Origin of the sequence: Rathayibacter tritici (assembly GCF_002932875.1) — a bacterium.
In the GTDB taxonomy this organism is placed as follows: domain Bacteria; phylum Actinomycetota; class Actinomycetes; order Actinomycetales; family Microbacteriaceae; genus Rathayibacter; species Rathayibacter tritici.
Window position 1 is genome coordinate 30476 of record NZ_PSWS01000070.1, and the last position, 13131, is coordinate 43606.

The window sequence follows — 13131 nt, forward strand, 5'->3', positions numbered from 1 at the left end:
GCCCCGCCGGGTGGCGCCCGGAACGCGCCCGAGACCGCCGCGGCCCGCTCAGGCCAGCGCACCGCGCAGCTCCTCGAACGAGCGGGCGATTCGGCCGGGCAGCGCCTCCTTGCCGTCGTGATCGACCCAGGCCGCCCAGGCGTGGCGCACTGCGGCCAGACCGAGGAGAGTCAGCATCCGCGCCCGGCTGCGGACGCGCTCGACGTCATCGTCCTGGTGGCCGAGGCGCTCGACGACCAGCCCCTCGATCGCGAGCTCGAACTCGCGCATCCCGGCGATCTTGAGCCCCACGAGGTGGGGATGCTCGCGGAAGAGTGCGCGCCGGAGGACGTGCAGCTCTCGGTCCTCCTCGAACGGCTCCTCCATCGCCGCGACGAAGACGACCTGGAGATCATCGAGTACCGTGCCCCGACCGGCGACGAAGGCGGCGGCGGTCTCGTCGGCGATTACGGGGAGACCGCCGACCAGCGCGTCCTCCTTCGAGGCGAAGTAGTTGAAGAACGTACGTGTCGACACGTCGGCGGCACGCGCGACGTCCTCGATGGTCACGCGCTCGGGACCGCGCTCGCTCGCGAGGCGCAGGACCGCGATCTCGATCGCCCGACGCGTGGCGCGGCGCTTGCGCTCGCGGAGCCCGAGCTGCTGCATGCACTCCTGCTCGGTCAGCACTGCGGGTCCTCCTTCGGAACGGTCCCCTCGAGCAGGTACGCGTCGACCGCGTCGTTCACGCACGAGTTCGACTTGTTGTAGGCCGTGTGGCCCTCGCCGTCGTACGTGACGAGGTGACCGGCGGCGAGTTCACCCGCCAGGGCCTGGGCCCAGACGTAGGGGGTCGCCGGGTCGTTCGTCGTCCCCACGACCAGGATCGGTGCCGAGCCCTCGGCGGTGATCGGCGCGCGCGACCCCTCGAACGCGGCCGGCCACTGGCTGCAGAGGATGTCTCCGTAGGCAAGGTAGCGCCCGAGCGTCGGCGCGGCCTGCTCGAGGGCCGCCTCGTTGGCGCGCATCGAGGCGGTGTCGGCGTTGTAGGAGTAGTCGACGCAGTTGATTGCGAGGAAGGCCTCGGTGGTGTTGCTCGAGTACTGCCCGTCCCCGTCGCGTCCGTTGTACGCGTCGGCGAACTGGAAGGCGATCTCGGGGTCGCCCCTGCGCACCTCGGCGAGCATCCCGCTCAGCGATCCCCACGCGGTGGCGTCGTAGAGCGGGTAGACGATGGCCGTGAACAACGTGTTCGCGCCCAGCTCGCGGCCATCGGAGGCCCGGATCGGCGACGCCTCGACGTCCTCGAGCATCCGGCCCAGCTGGGCCGCGCCCGCGTCGACCGTGCCGGTGAACGGGCAGTCGGCCGAGCGGAGGCAGTCGGCCAAGTAGGCGCGCAGGGCGCTTTCGAAACCTTTCGCCTGTTGGAGCGCCGCGTCGAACGAGGTCGCCGCCGGGTCGATCGCGCCGTCGAGGACGAGACGCCCGACCCGCTCGGGGAAGAGCCCCGCATAGGTCGCGCCGAGGAAGGTGCCGTAGGAGTAGCCGAGGTAGTGCAGCGTCTCGTCACCGAGAGCTGCGCGCAGCACGTCGAGGTCGCGGGCCGCGCTCGTCGTGCCGACCTCGCCAAGAAGCGGACCACTGCGCTGCTCGCACGCGGACGCGAACGCCGCGTCCGACGTGCGCTGCGCCTGGATCCACTCGTCACTGCCCCGTTCCCCCGGCGTGATGTCGTAGAGGTAGGAGTCGAGTCCTGCGGCGTCCACGCACGAGACCGCGGTCGAGGCCCCCACTCCGCGGGGGTCGAAACCGACGACGTCGTAGCGGGCCGCGAGCGCCGAGTCGACCGCGTAGTCGGCGCTGTCCCGAATGAGGTCGGCGCCCGAGGCACCCGGCCCGCCCGGGTTCACGAGCAGTGATCCGAGTGCAGGACCCCGCGTCGCGGGGCGGCGGACCAGCGCAATCGACGCGGTCCCGCCCGACGGGTTGTCCCAGTCCAGCGGCACGGTCGCGTCGGTGCAGAGGGCGCCGTCGCCGCAGTCGTCCCAGACCAGGACCTGGGAGTAGTAGGGCTCGAGACCGGCTGCGACGGCCTGCGGCTGCGGGGAGGAGGTCCGCTCCACGCTCGGTCCGGGTGCGAAGCAGGCGGTGAGGAGCGACGCGGCCGCAATGATCGCGAGCACGGCTGCCGACTGGCGCCCCCTCCTCACGCGGCCACCGGGCGCCGAGCGGCGACCACGAGCAGGGCCTCGAGAGCAAGGACCGGGGAGACATTGGCGTCGATGCGCTGCCGGGCGGTCGCGATCGCCTCGAGGACGGCGAGAGTGCGCTCGGGCAGAGTCGACTCCGCGAGGGCCGTCATCTCGGCGCGGACCTCTTCGTTGATGACGCCCCCGGGCGCTCCCAGCTGAAGGCGCACCACGTCGCGGTAGAGGGAGAGGAGGTCGACGAGGATCCGGTCCAGGCCGTCGCGGAGGCTGCGCGTCGCCCGCCGCTTCTGGTCCTCGTCGAGCGCTCGGAGCTGCGAGCGGAGCTGCGCCGGCACGGTGCCGCCGGGCTCGACGCCCAGCGACCGCAACGCTTGCTGCCGCTCGACCTCGTCGCGCTCGATCGTGATCGCCTTGGCGTCCTCGGTCGCGACCTCGATCATCCGCGCGGCGCCGAGCACGGCGTCCGAGACTCCGCGCAGGCGCAGGGCGATCCGGAGGGTCTCTTCCCGCCGTTCGCGGGCGTTCGCGTCGGTCGCGAGACGGTGCGCCATGCCGATGTGACTCTGCGCCTGGCGGGCGGCGCGCTCGGCGGTCTCGGCGTCGACACCGTCGCGGCGTCGGAGCAGCCCGGCGACGTCCGCCACGCTCGGCACGCGCAGGCGCACCGAGCGCACGCGGGAGCGGATGGTGGGGAGCAGGTCGGCCTCGCTCGGGGCGCACAGGATCCAGACCGTCCGCTCCGGCGGCTCCTCGAGCGCCTTCAGCAGGACGTTCGAGGTGCGCTCGCTCATCCGATCGGCATCCTCGATGACCATGACGCGATAGCGCGAGACCGAGGGCGAATACTGCGAGCTGCTGACCAGGCGGCGCACTTCGTCGATCGAGATGATCACGCGTTCGGTCGCGAGCACCGAGAGATCGGGGTGCGAGCGGGCCGCGACCTGGCGGCAATCGGGGCACTCACCGCAGCCGCCCCGCCGGCAGAGCAGGGCGGAGGCGAAGGCGTAGGCGAGGTTCGAGCGCCCGGACCCGGGCGGGCCGGTGAGGAGCCAGGAGTGGGTCATCGACGCCGACTCGCGGCCGCGGCCGTCCCGGGGCGCGGCCGCGTCGTGCAGGGCGTCGATGGCGTGCTCCTGCCCGACGAGCTGGCTCCAGACGGTCATGCCACCAGGCTAACCATGAGTACCGACAGCGGACGGACGCTCGAGCAGCGCCTCGACGCGGGAGCGAATCTCGGCCGCGATCTCCTCGATCGGACGTGAGGCGTCCACCACGAGAAACCGTTCCGCATCGCCCGCGGCAATGGCCAGAAACCCCTCGCGGACGCGTCCGTGGAACTCCGCCTTCTCGGCTTCGAGCCGGTCGAAGCGGGTGCGGGCCGCGTCGAGCCGGCCGCGTGCGACGGAGGGGTCCAGATCGAGCAGGACACTCAGATCGGGCCGCAGGTCATGGGTCGCCCACTCCGAGAGGCGCCGGACCTCGACCGCGTCGAGCACCCGGCCCGCACCCTGGTAAGCAACCGAGGAGTCGATGTAGCGGTCCTGTACGACGACCTCGCCGCGCTCGAGCGCCGGACGCACGAGCGTGCCGATGTGCTGGGCGCGGTCCGCGGCGTAGAGCAGCGCCTCGGCCCGGGGGGCGATCTCGCCACGGTGGTGCAACACGATCTCGCGGATCTGCACGCCCACCTCGGTGCCGCCGGGCTCCCGGGTGCGGACGACGGTCTCGCCACGCGAGCCCAGCCACTCCTCGAGCAGCCGGGCCTGCGTCGTTTTGCCCGCGCCGTCCCCGCCCTCGAGGGTGACGAACAGCCCCGTCACGACTCGGTCGCGTCCGTCGCCTCGGGGGTCGCCGACGCCGCCGCGCGGCTTGCGGCGGTCGCGCGCGCCGCGGCAGGCTTCTTCGCGGCGGTGGTCTTGGCCGCCGTCGTCTTCGCGGCGGGTATCTTCGCGGCGGTCGTCTTCGCGGCCGTCGTCTTCGCGGCAGGTTTCTTCGCCGGCGCGCGCTTGGCCGGAGCCTTCTTCGCCGGACCCTTCGCCCGCTTGTCGGCGAGCATCTGGACCGCGTGCTCGAAGTCGATCTCCTCGATCGTCATGCCCTTGGAGATCGTGACATTGGTCTCGCCGTCGGTGACGTATGCGCCGAAGCGGCCGTCGCGGATGCGGATCGGCTTGCCGCTGACCGGGTCCGCCTCGAACTCCTTGAGTGCGCTCGACGCACGCCGCGCCCCGTACTTGGGCTGCGCGAAGATCTCGAGCGCGCTCGGGAGGTCGACTTCGAAGATCTGGTCCTCGCTCGTGAGCGACCGGCTGTCGGTGCCCTTCTTGATGTACGGGCCGTAGCGGCCGTTCTGCGCAGTGATCGGCTCCCCGCTCTCGGGGTCCTCACCGACGGTCCGCGGCAGATCGAGGAGACGCAGTGCCGTGGCCAGGTCGATCGACGCGACGTCCATCGACTTGAACAGAGAGGAGGTGCGCGGCTTGACGACCGCGGACTTCTTCGCGCCGCGCTTCACGGGTGCAGGTTCGACGACCTCACCCGTTGCCGGATCCGCCGTCGTCTCGGGCTCGGGGTCGATCTCGGTCACGTACGGGCCGAACCGGCCGTCCTTGACCACGACCGTCTTGCCGGAGTCGGGGTTGCTGCCCAACACGCGGTCGGTCTGCACCGGGGCGTCGACGAGCTCCTGCGCCTTGGCGGGGGTGAGTTCGTCGGGGGCCAGCTCGAGCGGCAGGTTAACGCGCCGGGGCGTCTCCTGCCCCTCCTCCTGCGCGACCTCGAGGTAGGGCCCGTACTTACCGATGCGCAGGGTGATGTCGTCGGTGATCCGCACGGAGTTGATGCTCTTCGCGTCGATTTCACCGAGGTTGTCGACGACGTGGCGGAGCCCCGGGTGGGTACCTCCGCCGAAGTAGAAGCGGTTGAGCCAGGAGACGCGGTCCTCCTCGCCACCGGCGATTCGGTCGAGGTCGCCCTCCATCTCGGCCGTGAAGTCGTACTCGACGAGGTCCGAGAAGAAGTCCTCCAGCAGCCGCACCACCGAGAAGGCGATCCAGTTGGGCACGAGGGCTGTGCCGCGCGGAGTCACGTAGCCGCGGTCCACGATCGTGGAGATGATCGAGGCGTAGGTCGAGGGACGGCCGATGCCGAGTTCCTCGAGCGACTTGACCAGGCTTGCCTCGGTGTAGCGCGGGGGCGGGGACGTCTCGTGACCCTTCGCCTCGACCTCGGCCACGACCAGCTTCTGGCCCACCTCGAGCGGAGGCAGCTTGGCGTCCTTCTCGTCGCGGGCTCCGTGGCGCTCCTCGTCGCGGCCCTCCTCGTAGGCGAGCAGGAAGCCGCGGAAGGTGATGACGGTGCCGGAGGCGGTGAACTCGACGGTCTGCGCGATGTCGCCCGCCGGCTCGGCGAGGAGCGTGACCGTGGCGGTCGAGCCCTTCGCGTCCGCCATCTGCGAGGCCACCGTACGCTTCCAGATGAGTTCGTAGAGGCGCAGGTCGTTGCCGCGGAGGGTGCCCGAGAGCTGGTCGGGAGTGCGGAAGGTCTCGCCCGCTGGCCGGATCGCCTCGTGCGCCTCCTGTGCGTTCTTGTTCTTGCCGGAGTAAAGACGCGGCTTGTCCGGGACCGTCGCCGCGCCGTAGAGCGAGGCCGCCTGGGTGCGCGCAGCGTTCAGCGCCTGCTGCGAAAGCCCGGGCGAGTCGGTCCGCATGTAGGTGATGAAGCCGTTCTCGTAGAGCGACTGCGCGACGCTCATCGTCTGGCGCGCCGAGAAGCGGAGCTTGCGTGCCGCCTCCTGCTGAAGCGTGGACGTGGTGAATGGGGCGGCGGGGCGCCGCGAGTAGGGCTTGGACTCGAGGTTCGAGACACGCACCGTCGTGGCGGGGTCGCGCAGTGCGACGGCAAGGGCTTCGGCGGAGGACTCGTCGAGGACGGTGACATCGCCCTTCAGCTCTCCGCGGTCGTCGAAGTCGCGACCGCTTCCGATCCGTTTGCCGTCCAGCCGCGCCAGGCGCGCGTCGAATCCTGCCGCAGCGTCCGACTCGGGTGCGAGCACGGTCGCGAGGCCCCAGTAGCTCGCCGAGACGAAGGCCAGGCGCTCGCGCTCGCGGTCGACGACGAGGCGAGTCGCCGCCGACTGCACGCGTCCGGCCGAGAGCCCCGGGCCGACCTTGCGCCAGAGCACGGGCGAGATCTCGTAGCCGTAGAGGCGATCGAGGATGCGGCGGGTCTCCTGCGCGTCGACGAGCGAGGTGTCGATGTCGCGCGTGTTGTCGCGTGCCTTCTGGATCGCGTCCTTCGTGATCTCGTGGAAGACCATCCGGTGCACGGGCACCTTGGGCTTGAGCTCCTCGAGCAGGTGCCACGCGATGGCCTCGCCCTCGCGGTCCTCATCAGTGGCGAGGTAGAGCTCGTCGGCGTTCTTGAGGGCACGCTTGAGATCGGCGACCGTTTTCTTCTTCTGGTCGGAGACGACGTAGTACGGCTCGAAGCCGTTGTCGACGTCGACGGAGAACTTGCCGAGCGGGCCCTTTTTCAGCTCCGGCGGGAGGTTTTTCGGCTCGATGAGGTCGCGGATGTGCCCGACGGAGGCGAGCACCTCGTAGCCGTCGCCCAGGTACTGGGCGATGGTCTTGGCTTTCGCCGGCGACTCGACGATCACCAGCTTCTTCGTGCCGGACACAGTTCTCCTTGATTGGTGCTGTCGGGTCGGACGACCAGTGGTCCGACATCCCCTGCTGCGGGGAGACGGTGCGCGGCGACGTGGTGCGGGGAACGGCGACGCGTCCCCATCGGCGGGGCCGCCCGACAGGCACACCATACACACTGACTCCGGGCGTCCTGTCCCCTCGCCGGGCCTGGACCCCAGGAACCCCGGGACAATACAGGCCACAGCCTCCGCGTCACCTGCCTGGGCCACTGGGGGTGGGGTGACGCGCGGCGCCGATCGGCGCATGATGAGGCATGGCAACGACGCACACCACCACGACCTCCGCCTATACGGCCAAGCTCCTCGACGGCCCACTGGAGGGGAAGACCCTCCGCCGCGGGTACGGCGACGACTCGGCTCCCGCCGCGCGCTTGGAGATCCCCGGCACCCGCGCGGGTTCCCGCTACATCTACCTCCTCTCCGGCGGCCTAGAGCATGACGAGGGGTCGGGCGCCCTGCCGACCGCTGCCGCGTACCGCTACCAGCGCCTCAGCTCCGACTGAGGTACCCTCGCGCAGGACGCCCGGCTCATGGGGGCGGCCCCGCCCGCGACCGCGCGGTGAAGGTGAGAGAGAGCGGCTCCACGGCAACCGCCGCCTCGACGCTCGCTCCGCCTCCGTCGATCGTGCAGAGACGGAGTTCGGCGCTGTTCGCGCGAGCGACCTCCGCCGCCCGCCCGCATGGGTCGCCGGCGAGCAGTCCGGACGCGACGTCCGCGGCGGCGAGCGCCGACGCGTCCGCCGCCGCCACCGCCCGCTGATGCCCGACGACTCCGCCGCAGCCGGCGAGCACGGCGGCCGTCACCAGGATCGTGCCTGCGACAACCCCGACGGCGACGACCGCGGCCGATCCCTGGTCCCCGTCGCAGATCCCGCGAAGCGCCGGGCGCATCAGCCGCCCCCGCCCAGTGCACAGGACCGGACCGAGACCGGGAGCGACAGCGTCGGCACGGGGTGCAGGCGAGCCGCGACGTCGACGCAGACCAGTCCGTCCTGCTCCCCCGTCGAGACGGACGCCGCCACCACGCGGGCGAGCGGCACGCCGGGGTCGTCACCACGCGCCGCGGACCGAGCGGCGTCCGCCGCGGCGTCGACGAGCCGGATGTATTGCGCCGAGGCCGCCACCGACCCCAGGCACAGCGCCAGCACCACGACCACTGCCGGGAGCACGAGGGCGAGCTCGGCCGTCGCCGACCCCTGCTCCGGCGCGAGCCGCGCCCGCAGGAGCGAGAGAGCTCTCATCCCGCTGCGGTGAGCGCGCGGGTCACCAGATCGGTGAGGATGCTCCGCACCTCGTCGCCCTTGAGGATGACCACCAGCAGCCCGGCGAAGCCGACGGCAGCCATCGTCGCAATCGCGTACTCCGCCGTCGCCGACCCCTCCTCCTCGCTCAGCACGCTGAACCCCTTTCTCCCGCGCCAACGCCACTGGTCGTCGTAGCCGCCCAGCGAGAGGTGGCCGCCGACTCCTGCCTGTGACGCGACACTCCCGCCGCTCGCCGGGCCGGGGCTCCGCCCTGCCCGGCCACTCCCCGCACCGGGGCCCCGGCGGACCCTCCCGCTCCGCGCGACTCCCCCACTGCTGATCGCCGTGTCGCTGCCCATCTGTCCTGCTCCGTTCTGCCCCGCTCCATGCCCCCGTCCTCCGAGGATCGCGCACCAGTGCTCCCGCCGGGGCGGCTGTCGGCCGATCTGTGGAGCACAGCGGGATCCCGCCCCTGTGGAGGAGCCGTTGACCGCCTCACGCCGCGACCGAGAACGTCGAGAGCAGCACCGAGACGACCATCGGAGCCACCCCGAGCAGGAGGAACGCCGGCAGCACGCAGACCCCCAGCGGCAGCATCAGGGTCACACCGAGCCGAGCGGCGCGCTCCCGCGCCCCGGAGGACGCCCGAGCCCGCACCAGCGCCGCCTCGCTCCGCAGCAGACGGCCTGCCGGGACGCCCGCCGCCACCGACAGTGCGAGCACCGGGTCGGCGTCGGCCAGAACCCGCTCATCAGCGTCGAGGCCGCATTCGGCGAGCGACGCCAGCACCCGGGCGCGCGACGAACCGATCGATCCCCCGCCGGCCAGCGCGACCGCGAGGAGGTCGAGGGCGAGGCCGGGCGCCGGATCGTCGGGGAACGCCCGGTGCACGAGCCGCCGCGTCCAGGCGTGCGCGCCTGCCATCAGCCCGACGCCTCCGACCAGGCAGACCAGACCCGGCACTGTCCCGAGGAGCACGCCCACCACGTCGAAGCCCAGCAGCCCACCCAGACCCAGTGCGGCGAGCGGCAGAGCGCCCACGACCCGCCCCGTCACGGCGGGGCCGGCCAGAGCCACGGCGATGTCCCGGCGCGCGCGGGCCAGCTCGCGCAGCGACTCCGCCAGCTCGCCGAGAGCGCTGGCGACCGGCGCGCCGGAGTCCGCGGCCACCCGCCACGCAGCGGCCAGCGCCGCCCACGCTGTCGCTTCACCGGCATCCGGTGCAGGGGCTTTCCACCGGGCGGGGCGCCGCCGCCGGCCGCCCCGCCGCGAGGCCGGGACCCCGCGCAGCAGCGCCTCGGTCACGTCGCCGCCGCGCGCGGCCTCCTCCGACACCGCCCGAAGGAGCCGCCGTCGCTGCGCGTCCCCGCGGTCCGCTCCCTCCGCAGCCGCGAGGTACGCAAGTGCCGACGCCGGAGCAACTCCCGCCGCGAGGAGCACAGCCAGCCGGTGCACCACAGCTGCGACCTCGTCCAGGCCGTCACGGCCTCTCACCCGCCCGACCTCGATGAGCTCGGCAGCGTCCCCCGCTCGACCCGCAGCCGCCCGTCGCCATCGAGCGCGAACGTCCCGGACGCCGCGAGCCGCCGCCGCCCGCCGCGTCGTTCGAGGTGCAGCACCAGGTCGATCGCGCTGACCGTCTGTCGGGCGGTCGCCTCGGGCCCCAGACCCGCGAGGACCCCGAGCGCTTCGAGCCGCGCGGGCACGTCCTCGAGCGAGTTCGCGTGCAGGGTGCCCGCGCCTCCGTCGTGCCCGGTGTTCAGCGCGGACAACAGCTCGCGCAGCTCCCCGCCGCGGCACTCCCCGAGGACCAGACGGTCGGGTCGCATCCGCAGCGCCTCCCGCACGAGCCGATCCAGGCCGATGGCTCCGGCGCCCTCGAGATTCGGCTGCCGCGCCTCGAGCGACACGACGTGCGGGTGCGCCGGCCGGAGCTCGCCGACGTCCTCGATCGCCACGATCCGCTCGGTGGGCGACGCGCAGCCGAGCAGCGCACCGAGCACGGTCGTCTTCCCTGATCCGCCCGCCCCCGAGATCAGCAGGTTCCAGCGCTCGCGGACCGCGCGGCGCAGCAGCCGGACCCCGTCCTCGTCCAGCATCCCCGCCGCCCGCAGCTCCGCGAGCGTCCAGGAGTCGGCCCGCGGGACCCGCACCGAGACCAGCGCTCCCCCGGTCGCCACCGGCGGCAGCACGACGTGCACCCGCACACCGTGCCGCAGCCGGACATCGACGCAGGGGCTTGCTTCATCGACGTGCCGCCCGCCGGCCGCGACCAGCGCCACCGCGAGCCGCCGCGCTCCTGGTGCGTCCAGCGTCCACTCCGGCACTCGCTCCGCACCATTGCCGCGGTCGACCCACAGGCCCGCGCCACCGTTCACGAAGAGGTCGGTCACTGCGGGATCGGCGGCGTGCGGGGCGAGCAGCCCGAGGGCGGCGGCGGCCGGGCGTACCGGCGTCGAATCACGGCGGTGCTCGGGTGGGACGAGGGGGACGAAGTCAGGGCTCATCCCCGCACGGTAGAAGCCGCCGCCGCCCGTCAGGGCGTCGAGGCAGTCGATCGGAAGAGAGACGCGCTCGTCCGGACCTGTGGAGGAGGCATCACGAGCCGCGCTCGCTGCGCGGAGGCCCCTCGGACGAGGAAACGCCCCCGCGAGCCGGGCTCGAGCGGGGGCGTTCGTCCACCGTGATCCGGCGGAAAGAAGGGGGCGGCACCCATTGGGGGGAACAGGTGCCGCCTCGGCGGCGCTGGATTGGGGGGAATCGCTTGCGCCGCTGGGCCGAAGTTCATTCGGCCGTATGTAACTGTAGGGGACGGACCGCGATTCGCCAAGTCCGGATGCTGTTCTCTGCGAACTCTTATCCGAAGCCCGCCGGACACTCAGCTTCACCAACCCGACCGTGAGCGTCGGAGCCGAGCGATACGGTGGTTCGACGCCGACCGCGCGGGCCGGCGAACGTCTCACTCGCGAAGGAGCGAATCGCAGATGTCCACTCCCCCCGATGCCCCGGCCGCCGACGGGAACGCCATCGACAGTCTCCTCCACGAGACCCGCCGGTTTCCGCCCCCGGCCGACTTCGCCTCCGGGGCGGTAGCGACCGCCGCGCTCCACGACGAGGCCGCGGAGGACCGACTCGCATTCTGGGCCGCCCGCAGCCGCGAGCTCCTGCACTGGCACCGGCCCTTCACCCGCACCCTCGATTGGAGCGCGCCGCCGTTCGCGAGGTGGTTCGACGACGGCGAGCTCAACGTCGCCTACAACTGCCTCGACCGGCACGTGCTCGCCGGCCACGGCGACCGCGTCGCCCTGCACTGGGAGGGCGAGCCCGGCGACTCCCGCTCCATCAGCTACGCCGAGCTCACGGCCGACGTGAAACGAGCCGCGAATCTCCTGACCAGCCTCGGCATCCGCGCCGGCGACCGCGTCGCGATCTACCTGCCGATGATCCCGGAGGCGGTCATCGCCATGCTCGCCGTCGCCCGGCTGGGCGCGGTCCACTCCGTCGTCTTCGGCGGCTTCAGCGCCGAGAGCCTGCGCGCGCGCATCGACGATGCGGAGGCGAAGCTCGTCATCACCGCCGACGGCGGCTGGCGCAAGGGCGCGGTCTCGCCCCTCAAGCCCGCCGTGGACGCGGCGCTCGCACTCGGGGGCGAGCACAGCGTGCGGCACGTCCTTGTGGTGCGTCGCGGGGGCAACGAGGTCGCGTGGCACGAGGGGCGCGACCTGTGGTGGCACGAGGAGATCGTCGCGGTCGACGCCGAGCACGTCGCGAAGCCGTTCCCGGCCGAGCAGCCCCTCTTCATCCTCTACACCAGCGGCACGACGGGGAAGCCGAAGGGCATCCTGCACACCAGCGGGGGCTATCTCACCCAGGTCGCCTTCACGCACCGCGCCGTCTTCGACCTGCACCCCGAGACCGACGTCTACTGGTCGACCGCGGATGTGGGCTGGATCACCGGCCACAGCTACGTCGTCTACGGCCCGCTCGCGAATGGGGCCACCCAGGTGATGTACGAGGGGACCCCGGACAGCCCGCACCCCGGCCGCTGGTGGGAGATCATCGAGAAGCACGGCGTGACGATCCTCTACGCGGCGCCCACGGCGGTCCGCTCGTTCATGAAGCTCGGCCGGCAGATCCCGCAGCGCTTCGATCTGTCGAGCCTGCGTCTGCTCGGATCGGTCGGCGAGCCGATCAACCCGGAGGCGTGGATCTGGTACCGCGACGTCATCGGCGGCGGCCGCACCCCGATCGTCGACACCTGGTGGCAGACCGAGACCGGCGCCATCATGGTGTCTCCGCTGCCGGGCGTCACCACGCTCAAGCCCGGATCCGCCCAGGTCGCTCTGCCCGGGATCTCGATCGACGTGGTCGATGAGTCCGGACGACCGGTCGGCGCCGACGAGGGCGGACTCCTGGTGATCACTGAGCCGTGGCCGGCGATGCTGCGCGGCATCTGGGGCGACCCGGAGCGCTACGTCGAGACCTACTGGTCGAAGTTCGGCGACCGCTACTTCGCCGGCGACGGTGCTCGCCGAGACCGGGACGGCGACCTCTGGCTGCTCGGACGCGTGGACGACGTCATGAACGTCTCCGGCCACCGGTTGTCGACGGCCGAGATCGAATCGGCGCTCGTCTCGCACCCGGTCGTCGCGGAGGCGGCGGTCGTCGGCGCGGCGGATGAGACGACCGGCCAGGCCGTGGTCGCGTTCGTCATCGCGAAAGCGAGCCAGGCAGAGGCTCTCGCCGACGGGCACGACGAACTCGAAGCCGCCCTGAAGGCGCACGTCGCCGAACACATCGGAGCGATCGCTCGCCCGAAGCGGATCTTCGTCGTGCAGGAACTGCCCAAGACACGCTCGGGCAAGATCATGCGTCGGCTGCTGCGCGACGTGGCGGAGGGACGGACCGTGGGCGACACGACGACCCTCGCGGACACGCAGGTGATGGCCGTGATCAGTTCGGCGATTGCCGCGGACTGACGACGGGCCTT

Annotated in this window: 12 protein-coding genes; 2 read left to right on the top strand and 10 right to left on the bottom strand. The window is 72.1% G+C overall.

Translation table 11 applies throughout. The features are described from left to right. Positions 1 to 48: 48 nt before the first annotated feature. From C5D07_RS15840 to topA, 5 genes are read right to left on the bottom strand one after another with little or no spacing between them, the layout of a single operon-like run. Entirely contained in the window at positions 49 to 669 is a 621-nt protein-coding gene (locus tag C5D07_RS15840) for a TetR/AcrR family transcriptional regulator (RefSeq protein WP_084415996.1), read from the bottom strand. Then, positions 663 to 2189 carry an alpha/beta hydrolase gene (locus tag C5D07_RS14105; protein WP_104259600.1) on the bottom strand — a complete coding sequence of 509 codons (1527 nt, stop codon included), beginning with the start codon at positions 2187 to 2189 and terminating at the stop codon, positions 663 to 665. The genes C5D07_RS15840 and C5D07_RS14105 overlap by 7 nt, the downstream gene beginning before the upstream one ends. Continuing rightward, positions 2186 to 3352, bottom strand: coding sequence for a DNA polymerase III subunit delta' (locus tag C5D07_RS14110; protein ID WP_068254898.1), 1167 nt, complete (start codon positions 3350 to 3352; stop codon positions 2186 to 2188). The genes C5D07_RS14105 and C5D07_RS14110 overlap by 4 nt, the downstream gene beginning before the upstream one ends. A 9-nt stretch (positions 3353 to 3361) precedes the next feature. After that, complete coding sequence (gene tmk / locus C5D07_RS14115; protein ID WP_068254901.1) at positions 3362 to 4009, bottom strand: dTMP kinase; 648 nt, start codon at positions 4007 to 4009, stop codon at positions 3362 to 3364. Continuing rightward, positions 4006 to 6870: a type I DNA topoisomerase gene (topA, locus tag C5D07_RS14120; RefSeq protein WP_104259601.1), complete on the bottom strand. Its 2865-nt coding sequence runs from the start codon at positions 6868 to 6870 to the stop codon at positions 4006 to 4008. The genes tmk and topA overlap by 4 nt, the downstream gene beginning before the upstream one ends. A 281-nt stretch (positions 6871 to 7151) precedes the next feature. On the opposite strand from topA, the gene C5D07_RS14125 reads away from it, so the two are divergent. Further along, positions 7152 to 7400, top strand: coding sequence for a hypothetical protein (locus C5D07_RS14125; protein ID WP_068254909.1), 249 nt, complete (start codon positions 7152 to 7154; stop codon positions 7398 to 7400). Positions 7401 to 7425: 25 nt separating this feature from the next. Here C5D07_RS14125 and C5D07_RS14130 read toward each other — a convergent pair whose 3' ends face one another. The 5 genes from C5D07_RS14130 to C5D07_RS14150 form a co-directional block, all read right to left on the bottom strand. Then, on the bottom strand, positions 7426 to 7788 hold the full coding sequence (locus C5D07_RS14130; RefSeq protein WP_068254910.1) for an Rv3654c family TadE-like protein: 363 nt from the start codon (positions 7786 to 7788) through the stop codon (positions 7426 to 7428). Beyond that, positions 7788 to 8138 (bottom strand): TadE family type IV pilus minor pilin, encoded by a 351-nt coding sequence (locus tag C5D07_RS14135; RefSeq protein ID WP_104259602.1) that lies wholly within the window; start codon positions 8136 to 8138, stop codon positions 7788 to 7790. The genes C5D07_RS14130 and C5D07_RS14135 overlap by 1 nt, the downstream gene beginning before the upstream one ends. Further along, positions 8135 to 8293: a DUF4244 domain-containing protein gene (locus C5D07_RS14140; protein ID WP_249028245.1), complete on the bottom strand. Its 159-nt coding sequence runs from the start codon at positions 8291 to 8293 to the stop codon at positions 8135 to 8137. Before C5D07_RS14140 ends, C5D07_RS14135 begins: the two co-directional genes overlap by 4 nt. 343 nt (positions 8294 to 8636) lie before the next feature. Continuing rightward, entirely contained in the window at positions 8637 to 9635 is a 999-nt protein-coding gene (locus tag C5D07_RS14145; RefSeq protein WP_249028246.1) for a type II secretion system F family protein, read from the bottom strand. Further along, the gene (locus C5D07_RS14150) at positions 9632 to 10648 is read right to left on the bottom strand and encodes a TadA family conjugal transfer-associated ATPase (protein WP_084415998.1); all 1017 of its coding nucleotides are present in this window, start codon (positions 10646 to 10648) and stop codon (positions 9632 to 9634) included. Before C5D07_RS14150 ends, C5D07_RS14145 begins: the two co-directional genes overlap by 4 nt. A gap of 477 nt (positions 10649 to 11125) precedes the next feature. Here C5D07_RS14150 and acs point away from each other — a divergent pair, with 477 nt between their 5' ends. Beyond that, on the top strand, positions 11126 to 13120 hold the full coding sequence (gene acs / locus C5D07_RS14155; protein WP_104259603.1) for an acetate--CoA ligase: 1995 nt from the start codon (positions 11126 to 11128) through the stop codon (positions 13118 to 13120). Positions 13121 to 13131: the final 11 nt, after the last annotated feature.